The sequence below is a fragment of the Streptomyces sp. NBC_00203 genome (genome assembly GCF_045206325.1).
In the GTDB taxonomy this organism is placed as follows: domain Bacteria; phylum Actinomycetota; class Actinomycetes; order Streptomycetales; family Streptomycetaceae; genus Streptomyces; species Streptomyces lutosisoli.
This window is the reverse complement of the sequence record NZ_CP108126.1, coordinates 5086409-5098471: the sequence shown is the minus strand read 5'-3', so window position 1 is coordinate 5098471 and position 12063 is coordinate 5086409. Positions and strand designations below refer to the sequence as shown.

Below are 12063 nucleotides of genomic sequence, written 5' to 3'. Positions count from 1 at the left end.
CGGTCCAGGATCTCACCTCGGCGAAATTCCTGGCGAACGCTTTTGCGTGGGGGCCGGGCGGCTCCGCCGGGGTCGCAGGGCTGGGGAGCGGACTCGGGGGTATTGAGACGTCGGGCGCCATAGAGCTCGGGGCCTTGTGGGGATGGCGACTGCGGGTTGTTCGTGGCTGATCGCGCAGTTCCTCGCGCCCCTTACGGGGCGCGGGCGATCAGCTGTTGCGGGGGGCCGGGGGTGTGGGCGTCGGGGTCTGGGGCGGGGCGGGCTGTGGTGACTGGTCGCGGGGGGCGGCCTGGGCCATTGCCTTGGCGGTGTTGGAGACGGCCTTGATGCCGAGGTAGGCCGTGGTCATGGTGCTGACCGCCGTGAAGGCCGCGGTGAGGACGCCGATGATCACCGACTTGTCGCCGTCGAGACGCCATACGCCGAAGATCGCGACGACGGCGATCGCGAGGTTGCTGAGGAGGACCGCCTGCAGCCCGTACCGGGCCCGGTACCGCTCCAGATCGAGCTCGCGCATCGGCTTCGATTCGCGATCGCGCAACACCATTGCTTCCCCCACACCCCGTAACACCGAGTCGGAAAGCCAGAACGTAGCGCTGTGCCCGGAGCATGCCAAGTCGGCTCGCTCCGCTCCGGGCACGACGAAGGCCCCGTCCTGATGGACGGGGCCTTCGAGTGGTGGCTGGGGCCGGGGTCGAACCGGCGACCTATCGCTTTTCAGGCGATCGCTCGTACCAACTGAGCTACCCAGCCACGAGGTTTCCGAGGAAACCTCAGCGGTCCTGACGGGATTTGCTGTGCCCGATTGCGGCTGCGCCGCGGGCGCGGCCTCCACCTCGACAGGGTGGCGGGCTGTGGCGGGTGCTTGATCTGGATTCTTGATCGGCGGCAGGCGTACGAGTCCGGGGCCGGGCCGAGTAAACGATCAAGGGCCCCGTCCGTTTGGACAGGGCCCTTGGGTGGTGGCTGGGGCCGGGGTCGAACCGGCGACCTATCGCTTTTCAGGCGATCGCTCGTACCAACTGAGCTACCCAGCCACGAGGCTTCCGAGGAAACCTCAGCGGTCCTGACGGGATTTGAACCCGCGGCCTCCACCTTGACAGGGTGGCGAGCACTCCAAACTGCTCCACAGGACCAAGCTGTTGCGTACGACAGTGTCGCACACGGTGTTGCGTGCCCCCAACGGGATTCGAACCCGTGCTACCGCCTTGAAAGGGCGGCGTCCTAGGCCGCTAGACGATGAGGGCTATCGGCCCGCCTGGGCGCTTCTCAGCGCGTCGGGGACGTCAGAAGCATATGGGATGGCGGGAGGTATCGCCAAAACGGTTTACGGGGCCCCCGGCGGCGCGCTCGACGCGGGACTCGGAGAGGGGGTCGGGGAGGGGGTTGCCCCGGGCTGGTTCTCTCTTGGGAGGTGGCGGCTGACCTCGGCCGTTGTCAGGCCCAGGCCGCCCAGTTTGATCTCGTCCCAGGCCTGGAGGCGGCGGGTGTCGCGGTCGAAGTAGAGGACCGACGCCTCGATCGGGTCCGGGTACTTGCCCTCGACGGCGCGCAGGCCGCTGCCGCCCGTCGAGCCCTCGATGCGCAGCCGGGTGCCGTTCTCCATGACCTCCATGCCCTCGTGGTGGAGGTGGCCCGCCAGCACCATCGGCACCGCGCCGTCCGTCCGGCGCGCGGCCGACGGTTCGTGGACGACGGCGACGTCGGCCGGGGTGCCCGCCGCCGTCTGGTCGCGCAGCGACATGGCGAGCCGGTCGCCCGCCAGCTGCTCCGCCGTGTTGCCGCCGGGGGCCACCGCGCGGTCGGGGGTGAACTGCGGGTCACCGATGCCGGCGAAGCGCAGGCCCGCGACCGTGGCCGCCCGGCCGTCGTCCAAGACGTGCACGTTCTTCATGTGCTCCAGGTAGCGCTGGGTGAGCAGGGAGTCGTGGTTGCCGCGGACCCAGACGTACGGGGCTCCGAGGTCCGCGATGGGGTCCAGGAAGCCGTTCTCGGCCGCTGTGCCGTGGTCCATCGTGTCGCCGGAGTCGACGATCACGTTGATGGCGTACTGGTCCACGAGCGACGCGATGATCTTCCAGCTCGCCGGGTTGAGGTGGATGTCCGAGACGTGCAGGACCCGGATCGTGGTCGGGTCGGGTTCGTACGCCGGGAGCGTGGACGTGACGTCGTACAGCTTCGTCACGTTCGTCACCAGGCGCGCCAACTCCTTCTGGTAGACGTCGAATTCGCTGACGATGCTGCGCGCGTTGCCCACCAGCGAGGGGGCGCTGCTCAGCAGTCCGGAGAATTTCGGTTCCAGGACCGACTTGGGGTTCCAGGTGGCGAAGGCGGTGGCTCCGGACGCGGCCAGCAGGGTCAGGGCCAGGCCGCCCGCGGCCAGGGCGCGGCGCGGGCGGCGGTAGACCGCGAGGCCGAGCGCGGTGGCGCCGGAGACGACCGCGACGCAGGACCGTACGGCCAGGTCGAGGGTGCCGTGTTCGATGTCCCGCGCGACCTCCTCCTGGAGACCGGACAGCCGCTCCGGATGGTCGACCAGGGCCTCCGAGCGCTCCGGGTCGAGCTGGTCGACGGACACGTCCAGGCGCAGCGGGGCCTCGTGGCTGCGCAGCTCCAGCGCGCCGAGCGGGGAGACGTTGATCTTCGTGCCGCCGGTGAGGGAGGGGCGCAAGGTCATGGTGGTGTTCATGGGGCCGACCGGGGCGCGTACGTTCCCCACGATCAGCAGCCCCAGCCAGGCGCCGAGGATCACGATGCAGACCAGGCCGAGGGCGCGGACGTACGGGTGCGGCTGGGGGACGAGCTCGACCGCCGGGAGCGGGCGGCGGGCGCGGTAGTGGCGGGCCAGGGCGCGGGGCGCCGTACGGGCGCGGTCGCGTATGCGGTGAGCGGCGGCGGTGACTACAGCGGTGACGGCAGCGGGGGCGCGGGCCATTGGTCCCGTATGCCCAAGTGTGGGGGCGGGTATGCGGTGCGGGCCCCGGCGGACGTGCGCCCCCGGTGCGACCCGTGCGACCCGCTACCCGTCCTGCGGGGGCGTCGTGACGCTCGTACGGCGTTGTCGCCGACTCTCGTTCGGGGGCGTCGTGCCGGACAATGGCCGTGTGCTGGAGATGACGCGCGAGGAGTTCGAGGAACTGGTCGCCGAGGCGCTGGACCGGATCCCGCCGGAGCTGACGCGGCTGATGGACAACGTGGCGGTGTTCGTCGAGGACGAACCGCCCGCCGAGGATCCCGAGCTGCTCGGGCTCTACGAGGGGACTCCGCTGACGGACCGTGGGGAGTGGTACGCGGGGGTGCTGCCCGACCGGATCACGATCTACCGGGGGCCGACGTTGCGGATGTGCGAGACGAGGGAGGACGTCGTCGCCGAGACGGAAGTGACCGTGGTGCACGAGGTCGCCCATCACTTCGGAATCGACGACGCCCGGCTGCACGCGCTCGGGTACGGCTGACGTTCGCCTGTTTCGTTCGGTCGGGCTGTGGGGCGCGTGTCTTCTTGTGGGCGGCGGGAGTTGGGCAGGGGGACTTCCCGTCCCGCCCTCGGAGGTGGCTGCCCGTGCGCGCCTTGTACGTACCCGTCCGTCTGGCCGCCACGGTCATGGCCGTCGCCGCTGCCGCCGGTTGTATGAGCGTGGGTGACGACGGGGTGCGGCCCGGGTCCTCGCACTCGGCGGGGCAGCGGGGCGGCGAGGCTCCCGACGGCGGGTCCGCGGTGAGCGGGGGCGGTGTCGGGTTCCATGGGGGCAAGGGAGCGAAGGGTGGCACCGCCTCGGCCGAGCCGGGGGAGTCCGCGTCCGGGGAGGCGTCCGCGTCGGCTTCGGCGTCCGGGGGCGTGAAGCCGTCCGCCAAGGCTCCGGGCAAGGGTGGCAAGGGGGGTACGCAGACGTCCGCGCCGCCGCAGGGGGAGCCGAGTGCCACGCCCCCGTCGGCGGAGCCGTCGCCCCCGCCGCCGCCCGTGTCGTCGCCCCCTGCGTCAGATCCGGCTACGGCGGAGCCGTCGTCGTCCGCGCATGAGCAGCAGTCGACGCAGCTGGTGGAGCGGGAGCCGGCACCGCAGGCGGGCGAACCGGCGTAGTCGGCGGCAGGGGGCCGAGGGTCCAGGGAAATACGCTTGGCCCCAGGGGAATACGTTCGACCCCAGCAGGCGTTACCCCTCCCGTATGTGCCTGACCTGCCCCTTTGAGGGTCAGTTTGCCTTCAGGGGTGGAGGGTGCGTATGGTAGTAGATCGTTTGATCCCAATTGCCCGGCGCCAATGCAGAGAGCGTCGCGTGGCGCGTACTCTCCCTTGCCGTGGCCGGACCGCATAGAGGCGGTCGATTGCGACTTCACGGAGTTTGGGCGCGTGCCGAAGAACTCCGGAAGGTTCGCATTTCGCATGTCTGTTTCCAGTACTGATCACGTCGTCGTGCCCGAGAACAACGAGGGCGACAACACCGAGAGCGTCATCGAGGTCGTCGAGACGGTCGAGAGCGTCGAGTCCGGCGAGTCCGTCGAGTCCGCTCCCGAGGTCACCTTCGCCACCCTCGGTCTCCCCGAGGGTGTCGTCCGCAAGCTCGCGCAGAACGGCGTGACCACCCCCTTCCCGATCCAGGCGGCGACCATCCCGGACGCCCTGGCCGGCAAGGACATCCTCGGCCGCGGCCGCACCGGCTCCGGCAAGACCCTCTCCTTCGGTCTGCCGCTGCTGGCCCAGCTGGCCGGTGGCCACACCGACAAGAAGAAGCCCCGCGGCGTCATCCTCACGCCGACCCGTGAGCTCGCGATGCAGGTCGCGGACGCCCTCCAGCCGTACGGCGACGTCCTCGGCCTGAAGATGAAGGTCGTCTGCGGCGGTACGTCGATGGGCAACCAGATCTACGCCCTGGAGCGCGGCGTCGACATCCTCGTCGCCACCCCGGGCCGTCTGCGCGACATCATCAACCGCGGCGCCTGCTCGCTGGAGAACACCCAGATCGCCGTCCTCGACGAGGCCGACCAGATGTCCGACCTGGGCTTCCTGCCCGAGGTGACGGAGCTGCTCGACCAGGTGCCCGCCGGCGGCCAGCGCATGCTGTTCTCGGCCACGATGGAGAACGAGATCTCCACGCTGGTCAAGCGCTACCTGACCAACCCGGTCACGCACGAGGTCGACAGCGCCCAGGGCAACGTCACGACCATGTCGCACCACATCCTCATCGTGAAGCCCAAGGACAAGGCGCCGGTCACCGCCGCGATCGCCTCCCGCAAGGGCCGCACGATCATCTTCGTCCGCACCCAGCTGGGCGCCGACCGCATCGCCGAGCAGCTGCGTGACGCCGGTGTGAAGGCCGACGCGCTGCACGGCGGCATGACGCAGGGCGCCCGTACGCGGACGCTGGCCGACTTCAAGGACGGTTACGTCAACGCGCTCGTCGCGACCGACGTCGCCGCGCGCGGTATCCACGTGGACGGCATCGACCTGGTCCTGAACGTGGACCCGGCCGGTGACCACAAGGACTACCTGCACCGCTCCGGCCGTACCGCTCGCGCGGGCCGCTCCGGCACCGTCGTGTCGCTGTCCCTGCCGCACCAGCGTCGTCAGATCTTCCGGCTGATGGAGGACGCGGGCGTCGACGCCGCGCGTCACATCATCAACTCCGGTACGGCCTTCGAGCCCGAGGTCGCCGAGATCACCGGCGCCCGTTCGATGACCGAGGTCCAGGCCCAGTCGGCGGGCGACGCCGCGCAGCAGGCCGAGCGCGAGGTCTCGCAGCTCACGAAGGAGCTGGAGCGCGCGCAGCGTCGTGCGGTCGAGCTGCGTGGGGAGGCCGACCGCCTGGTCGCCCGTGCCGCGCGTGAGCGGGGCGAGGACCCGGAGGTGGCCGTCGCCGCTGCCGCCGAGGCCGCCGCCGAGCAGGCCGTCGTCGAGGCCCCGGCCGCCGAGGCCGTCGCCGCCGAGCCGGCCGAGCGTCCCGCGTACGAGCCGCGTCAGCGCCGCGACGAGCGGGGCAACTACGAGCGTCGTGACAACGACCGTGGCGGCTTCCGCCGTGACGACAACCGTGGTGGCGGCTTCAACCGCGACGACCGCGGCGGCCGTCGTGACGACCGTGGCGGCGACCGTGGTGGTTTCCGTCGTGACGACAACCGTGGTGGCGGCTTCAACCGCGATGACCGTGGCGGCCGTTCTTTCGAGCGTCGTGACGACAACCGCGGCGGTGGCTTCAACCGCGACAACCGCAGCGGTGGCTTCAACCGCGACAACGACCGCGGCGGCTTCCGTCGTGACGACAACCGTGGCGGTGGCTTCAACCGCGATGACCGTGGCGGCCGTTCTTTCGAGCGTCGTGACGACAACCGTGGTGGCGGCTTCAACCGCGATGACCATGGCGGCCGTTCTTTCGAGCGTCGTGACGACAACCGTGGTGGCGGCTTCAACCGTGACGACCGTGGCGGCCGTACCTTCGAGCGTCGCGACGACCGTGCCGGCCACCGTGGCAGCGACCGTCCCTTCAACCGTGACCGTCAGGGCGACCGTCCCGCCGGCGGCTTCCGCGCCGGCGGCCATGACCGTCCGTCCGGCCGTCGCGACGACCACCGCGGCACCGGCACCGGCACCAACACCGGTTCCTTCGGCCGCCGTGACGACAAGCCGCGCTGGAAGCGCAACGGCTGACCGCAGAGGCTGACGGCAGCAGCTGATCGCAACAGCTGACTGTCGGCGCTGACGCCGATCGGCTTTCGAGGGCCCGTACGACTTCGGTCGTACGGGCCTTTCTCGTTGCCCCGGTAATCCCTCCGGGCCGGGTACGGGCTGGTCGGCGTACAACGTCCTCATCCCGCCCGGCGACCTGACCGGCGATAACCTCCGGCAACCTCTACCGCAACGACGGCAAGGGGAACGGATCGTTCGGCTCGCGGGTGAAGATCGCCCCCGGCTGGCAGAGCTACAAGGGCCTTTTTTAGGCCAAACCGCTTCCTGAATTGGCGCATGTCGTGCCCCTGGCAAGGGAATCGCTGGGTGCATGACAGATGACGCCATAGCGAGTGGGCTGTCGGACGAAGAACGGCTTGCCCAGCTCGGCTATACGCAGGTTCTCGCCCGCCGCATGTCGGCGTTCTCCAACTACGCGGTCTCCTTCACGATCATCTCGGTCCTGTCGGGGTGTCTGACGCTGTATCTGTTCGGCATGAACACCGGCGGTCCCGCCGTGATCACCTGGGGCTGGGTCGCGGTCGGACTGATGACGCTGTTCGTGGGGCTGTCCATGGCCGAGATCTGTTCGGCCTATCCGACCTCGGCCGGGCTGTACTTCTGGGCGCACCGGCTGGCCCCGCCCCGCAGCGCAGCCGCCTGGGCCTGGTTCACGGGCTGGTTCAACGTCCTGGGCCAGATCGCGGTGACCGCCGGCATCGACTTCGGCGCCGCGTCCTTCCTGGGCGCCTATCTGAACCTCCAGTTCGACTTCAAGGTGACACCGGGCCGCACGGTCCTCCTCTTCGCCGGGATCCTGGTCCTGCACGGCCTCCTGAACACCTTCGGCGTCCGGATCGTCGCCCTCCTCAACAGCATCAGCGTGTGGTGGCACGTGGTGGGCGTCGGGGTCATCGTGGGCGCGCTCGCCTTCGTACCGGACCACCACCAGTCGACGAGCTTCGTGTTCACGCACTTCGTGAACAACACGGGCTGGGGCAGCGGGGTCTACGTAGTCCTCATCGGACTCCTCATGGCCCAGTACACCTTCACCGGGTACGACGCCTCCGCCCATATGACGGAGGAGACCCACGACGCCTCCACGGCCGGCCCGAAGGGCATCGTGCAGTCCATCTGGACGTCGTGGATCGCCGGCTTCGTGCTGCTCCTCGGCTTCACCTTCGCCATTCAGTCGTACGACGATGAGCTGGGCTCGGCGACGGGCGCGCCCCCGGCCCAGATCCTGCTCGACGCGCTGGGCGCCACGGCCGGGAAGCTCCTCCTCCTGGTCGTCATCGGCGCACAGCTCTTCTGCGGGATGGCGTCGGTCACGGCCAACAGCCGCATGATCTACGCCTTTTCGCGCGACGGCGCGCTGCCTTTCTCGCACATCTGGCACACCGTCAGCCCGCGCACCCGGACACCGGTCGCGGCCGTATGGCTGGCGGCGCTGTCCGCACTCGTCCTCGGCCTCCCGTACCTGATCAACTACGCGGCCTACGCCGCCGTGACCTCGATCGCGGTCATCGGGCTCTACGTCGCGTACGTCATCCCGACGCTGCTGCGGGTGCGCAAGGGCGACGCCTTCGAGCGCGGGCCCTGGCACCTGGGCCGCTGGTCCCGTCCCGTGGGCGTGGTCGCCGTCGCCTGGGTGGTCGTCATCACGGTCCTGTTCATGCTGCCCCAGGTCTCGCCGGTCACCTGGGAGACCTTCAACTACGCCCCGATCGCCGTCCTCGTCGTCCTCGGCTTCGCGGCGACCTGGTGGCTGGCCTCGGCCCGCCACTGGTTCCTCAACCCCGACCACCACCGCACGATCGCCCGCGAGACGGCCCGCAAGGGCGCGCCCGAACCGGTCGATCCGTAACCTTGCACGCTTTTGGCGTGGCCGGGTCGCCGATACCCGATCGGAGTCCCGGCCTCGTCCGGCTATGCTCGGGGATGCATCGGCACAGGCCGGTGTTGCGCATCGGCGTCGGCCGGTGCGTGGACCCTTAGCTCAATTGGCAGAGCAGTGGACTTTTAATCCATTGGTTGTGGGTTCGAGTCCCACAGGGTCTACCGCGCACAGGGCGGAGGAACCTCCTCCGGACCACTGAACGCCCCGAACCACCTCGGTGGGTCGGGGCGTTCGGCGTCGGTCCTGGGGTCCTGGTTCCGGGCCCTGCCCTTTCGGCCTAGGTCCTCCCCGCCGGACGATGTTGCAGCCAGCGGTCGGTGAGGTCGTACGCCATGGTTGCGATGTTGAGTGCGACGAGGGCCCACAGACGCGTGGGGTCCTGCGCCACGTCTCCGTGGGTGATCGCGACGGTCAGGCTTCCGGTCCCCAGCAGGGTGACGCAGCGCGTGCCGCGGGGGAACCGGACCCGGATCCAGCCCCGGTCGGCGTCGGGGTCGGGGATGGGGCCAGGAGTGGGGGCCGGGGCTGCCGGGGTCCGGTGGTCAGTCGAGGTAGTCACGGAGCACCTGCGATCGGGACGGATGCCGGAGCTTGCGCATGACATCGCGGCGGATCTTCTCGAACCGGTACCGGGTGATGCCCAGCTCCGCCTGGAGCTGGGCCTGTGTCCGCTCGCCCTCGAAGAGCCCCAGGACCAGCTTCGCCTCGCGCTCGGAGAGGGTGTCGAGTACGGAGTGCATCTGCTCGGTCATCAGGGTTCGGCTGACGATGGCGGTCACGTCGTCCTCGGCTTCGCCGGAGGCGAGGTCGAACTGCTCCCCCTCGCGCGCCGACGCGAGATCGGACAGCAGGGCCACGGGCGCTCCGCGCAGCTCGGTCTCCCATACGGGCCTGTGCAGCCGGTGCTGGTAGAGGGACTCGATGCGCACGTCCGCGACCGAGTCCTGGACGGCGGAGAACTCGGCGTCCACGGTGCGGCGGGTCCAGCCGTCCTCCAGCAGCGCGGCTATCGTCCCGTCGACGCGCGTGCCCGTGGCGTTCAGCCCCAGCCAGCGCTTGACGAACCACCGTACGGTCGCGGTGTCCCCGTCCAGAGCGGCGCCGCGGGCCAGCAGGGCCGCCGCCAGCGTCAGCCGCGCGACCTCCCCCGCGCTGCTGTCGGCACTGCTGTGGCGGGCCAGATCGCACCAGCGCCGCAGCACGGCACGCAGCGCCGGGACGATCGAGGCTTCGCGCTCCCAGCTTCCGTGGAGTGTGCCGGGCAGCACAGGACGGACGTCCACCTGGAGCGACAGGGTGGAGCGCGCCTCCGCACCGGTGTCGCCGGCGCCCGGCCGCACGCCGAGGCTCAGCGGCTCGCGGACGTGGGCGAGCAGCGTGTCGGCCGGCCGCGCCAGAGCCGCCCACACCTGGCTGCCCTCCGCGCCGAGCAGCCGCGGCCGCTGATACGTCTGTACGGCCGCTTCGGCGACGGCGGCGTTGCCGCGGACAGCGTGCTCGGCCGGATCGGCGGTCCCGTACTGCATGAGGAAGCCCACGCCCTTGCGCCGGTCGGCGACGAGGCCCCAGACGGGTTCGAGGACGGGTGCCATCTCCAGAGCGAGCCGCCGGCTCGCGGAGACGACCTGGCTGGCCGCGAGTTCGTCCAGGCGCAGACGCAGGCGGAGCAGATCGGCCACCAGCTGCCGCTCCTCCTCGTCGTGTGCGGCGGGCCGATCCGCAGCAGCTGAGTCGATGCCGCTGTGCATGTGCTGTTCTCCTCAGGTTCCGGAGCCGTGGCGGAAACACGGCCCTCTACTCCCTAGGGCGAGAAACAGGGGGAATGTCGATCTTGGCGAGCGCGGGCGGCAAGAAGTGGGTCAGGAGGCGGCCAGGATGTCCTCGCAGTCGCGCCACGCGTGCGCGCTGAGCAGCGGCCGGAAGCCGGTGAAGAGGTCCAGGAGGTCCGCGCCCCACTGCTTGCGCCATTCGGGGTTCTCGTCCACGAGGTCCAGCTCGTTGGCGGCGGTGAGTTCCGCGAAGTCGCGGCGCAGCGGGACGGCCGGTGTCGAGACGGTGCCCGTGAAGCGGTCGTGGAAGGCGCCGGAGGGGTCCGCGAGGGACGGGTAGGAGGCCGTGCGGTCGCAGCTCGCGTAGAAGTGGACCAGGGACTCGGCCTCGGGGCCGATGACGGCGGTGAGTTCGGCGCGGCGGTCGGTCGGCAGGAGGGCGGTGGCGAAGCCGTCGGTTCCGTAGAACGCGTGGCACAGGCCCGCGAGTTGGAGCGCGGGGCGGGCCTCCCAGCGGGCCAGCCGGTCCCGTACGCGCACCAGGTGTGCGAGCAGGGTGCCGCCCGGGTGCTCGATGTCCGCCGCGCCCAGCTCGCGCAGCAGGGCGATGGCTTTGGAGGACTGCGCCGTTGACTCCACTGACTGTTTCTCCCGCCGCGAGAAATCCGCCGGACCGTCGGACCGCCGGCCCTGTTCAACGATCCTTGACCGGGACATCGGATCGGTCAATGGGGGCACGGGATGGCGGACATGGCGGACACTCCGCACATGGCGGATGACGGGCTCGACCTCGACGCGATCGACGAGCTGTGCGCGGCGGCCACGCCCGGACCGTGGTTCGTGCGGAACCTGGACGACGACTACGCCATGAATCTCGTGGCGGTCAGCACGGTCGAGGACACCGGGCGGGGTGAGCGGTGGCCGGCGTTCGACCACGGTGAGATCGTCGCGGCGACGCTGGTGCAGCAGCCGCGTTACGTCGACTGCGCGGACGAACGCTGGGACGAGAACGCGGCGTTCATCGCGATGGCGAGGGACGCCGTGCCCCGGCTGGTGGCGGAGGTCAGGCGGCTTCGGCGGATGGCCGGTGAGGAGGGTGTCAGCCCGCCGTGAGCTCCGGCAGGGGCAGTGTGTGCTGGGTCTGGAGGACCTTGGCGCGCAGGTAGCGGACGTTGTGGGCCGTGGTGAAGACGCCCGTCGGAACGCGGTGGGAGACCGTGATGCCGAGGTCGCGCAGCTGGTCGGCCTTGTCGGGGTTGTTGGAGAGCAGGTCCAGGGAGTCGATGCCGAGGGCCTGGAGCATCTGCGCGGCGGCCGTGTAGTCGCGGCCGTCCTCGGGCAGGCCGAGGGCGGCGTTGGCGGCGTAGGTGTCGAGGCCCTGGTCCTGGAGGGCGTACGCGTCGAGCTTGTTGTAGAGGCCGATGCCGCGGCCCTCCTGGCGGAGGTACAGCAGTACGCCGCCCCGCTCCGCGATCTGCTCCACCGCCTCGCGCAGCTGCGGGCCGCAGTCGCAGCGGGCCGAGCCGAAGACATCGCCGGTCAGGCACTCGGAGTGCAGTCGCACCAGCGGGTTCGCGGCGGGCTTGCCGAGGACGACGGCGAGGTGTTCCTTCTCGTCGGCGAGACCGTGAAAGGTGACGAGGTCCGCGTCGACCGAGTAGCCGTCGCCGAAACGCAGGGGCACAGTGACGCGGGTGCGCACCGTGGCGGTGGGGAAATCGCGCATGTTGTCTCTCC

11 protein-coding genes and 5 tRNA genes are annotated in these 12063 nt (G+C 70.3%); 6 read left to right on the top strand and 10 right to left on the bottom strand.

Annotated features, from left to right (window positions below):
• Positions 1 to 208: 208 nt before the first annotated feature.
• The 6 genes from OG975_RS22880 to OG975_RS22855 form a co-directional block, all read right to left on the bottom strand.
• Positions 209 to 547: a hypothetical protein gene (locus OG975_RS22880; RefSeq protein ID WP_406331209.1), complete on the bottom strand. Its 339-nt coding sequence runs from the start codon at positions 545 to 547 to the stop codon at positions 209 to 211.
• A 129-nt stretch (positions 548 to 676) separates the two neighbouring features.
• A tRNA-Phe gene (locus OG975_RS22875) sits at positions 677 to 753 on the bottom strand.
• Between the two features lie 207 nt (positions 754 to 960).
• Positions 961 to 1037 (bottom strand) — tRNA-Phe (locus OG975_RS22870).
• A 24-nt stretch (positions 1038 to 1061) separates the two neighbouring features.
• Positions 1062 to 1136: transfer RNA gene (locus OG975_RS22865), tRNA-Asp, on the bottom strand.
• Positions 1137 to 1174: 38 nt separating this feature from the next.
• Positions 1175 to 1247 (bottom strand) — tRNA-Glu (locus OG975_RS22860).
• A gap of 80 nt (positions 1248 to 1327) precedes the next feature.
• On the bottom strand, positions 1328 to 2935 hold the full coding sequence (locus OG975_RS22855) for a metallophosphoesterase (protein WP_406331208.1): 1608 nt from the start codon (positions 2933 to 2935) through the stop codon (positions 1328 to 1330).
• A 169-nt stretch (positions 2936 to 3104) separates the two neighbouring features.
• On the opposite strand from OG975_RS22855, the gene OG975_RS22850 reads away from it, so the two are divergent.
• From OG975_RS22850 to OG975_RS22830, 5 genes are all read left to right on the top strand, one after another.
• Positions 3105 to 3455 carry a metallopeptidase family protein gene (locus OG975_RS22850; RefSeq protein WP_330305656.1) on the top strand — a complete coding sequence of 117 codons (351 nt, stop codon included), beginning with the start codon at positions 3105 to 3107 and terminating at the stop codon, positions 3453 to 3455.
• A 104-nt stretch (positions 3456 to 3559) separates the two neighbouring features.
• Positions 3560 to 4078, top strand: coding sequence for a hypothetical protein (locus OG975_RS22845; protein WP_406331207.1), 519 nt, complete (start codon positions 3560 to 3562; stop codon positions 4076 to 4078).
• 302 nt (positions 4079 to 4380) lie between these two features.
• Positions 4381 to 6639, top strand: coding sequence for a DEAD/DEAH box helicase (locus OG975_RS22840; protein WP_406331206.1), 2259 nt, complete (start codon positions 4381 to 4383; stop codon positions 6637 to 6639).
• A 349-nt stretch (positions 6640 to 6988) separates the two neighbouring features.
• A complete protein-coding gene (locus OG975_RS22835; protein WP_406331205.1) occupies positions 6989 to 8524 on the top strand; it encodes an amino acid permease in 1536 nt (511 codons plus the stop codon).
• Between the two features lie 121 nt (positions 8525 to 8645).
• Positions 8646 to 8718 (top strand) — tRNA-Lys (locus OG975_RS22830).
• A gap of 116 nt (positions 8719 to 8834) precedes the next feature.
• On the opposite strand, the gene OG975_RS22825 is transcribed toward OG975_RS22830, so the two are convergent.
• The 3 genes from OG975_RS22825 to OG975_RS22815 form a co-directional block, all read right to left on the bottom strand.
• On the bottom strand, positions 8835 to 9116 hold the full coding sequence (locus OG975_RS22825; protein ID WP_406331204.1) for a hypothetical protein: 282 nt from the start codon (positions 9114 to 9116) through the stop codon (positions 8835 to 8837).
• A complete protein-coding gene (locus OG975_RS22820) occupies positions 9100 to 10305 on the bottom strand; it encodes a hypothetical protein (protein ID WP_406331202.1) in 1206 nt (401 codons plus the stop codon). The genes OG975_RS22825 and OG975_RS22820 overlap by 17 nt, the downstream gene beginning before the upstream one ends.
• A gap of 111 nt (positions 10306 to 10416) precedes the next feature.
• Positions 10417 to 10965, bottom strand: coding sequence for a DUF6817 domain-containing protein (locus OG975_RS22815; protein WP_406331200.1), 549 nt, complete (start codon positions 10963 to 10965; stop codon positions 10417 to 10419).
• A gap of 129 nt (positions 10966 to 11094) precedes the next feature.
• Between OG975_RS22815 and OG975_RS22810 the strand changes: the two genes are divergently transcribed.
• Complete coding sequence (locus OG975_RS22810) at positions 11095 to 11439, top strand: hypothetical protein (protein ID WP_406331198.1); 345 nt, start codon at positions 11095 to 11097, stop codon at positions 11437 to 11439.
• On the opposite strand, the gene ribA is transcribed toward OG975_RS22810, so the two are convergent.
• Entirely contained in the window at positions 11426 to 12052 is a 627-nt protein-coding gene (gene ribA / locus OG975_RS22805; RefSeq protein ID WP_330305645.1) for a GTP cyclohydrolase II, read from the bottom strand. The genes OG975_RS22810 and ribA overlap by 14 nt on opposite strands.
• Positions 12053 to 12063 lie beyond the last annotated feature (11 nt).

Excerpts from the sequence above, each read along its gene's own strand:
- OG975_RS22835 (WP_406331205.1), top strand. The coding sequence starts at position 6,989 with ATGACAGATGACGCCATAGCGAGTGGGCTGTCGGACGAAGAACGGCTT.
- OG975_RS22880 (WP_406331209.1), bottom strand. The coding sequence starts at position 547 with ATGGTGTTGCGCGATCGCGAATCGAAGCCGATGCGCGAGCTCGATCTG.
- ribA (WP_330305645.1), bottom strand. The coding sequence starts at position 12,052 with ATGCGCGATTTCCCCACCGCCACGGTGCGCACCCGCGTCACTGTGCCC.
- OG975_RS22840 (WP_406331206.1), top strand. The coding sequence starts at position 4,381 with ATGTCTGTTTCCAGTACTGATCACGTCGTCGTGCCCGAGAACAACGAG.
- OG975_RS22820 (WP_406331202.1), bottom strand. The coding sequence starts at position 10,305 with ATGCACAGCGGCATCGACTCAGCTGCTGCGGATCGGCCCGCCGCACAC.
- OG975_RS22855 (WP_406331208.1), bottom strand. The coding sequence starts at position 2,935 with ATGGCCCGCGCCCCCGCTGCCGTCACCGCTGTAGTCACCGCCGCCGCT.
- OG975_RS22810 (WP_406331198.1), top strand. The coding sequence starts at position 11,095 with ATGGCGGATGACGGGCTCGACCTCGACGCGATCGACGAGCTGTGCGCG.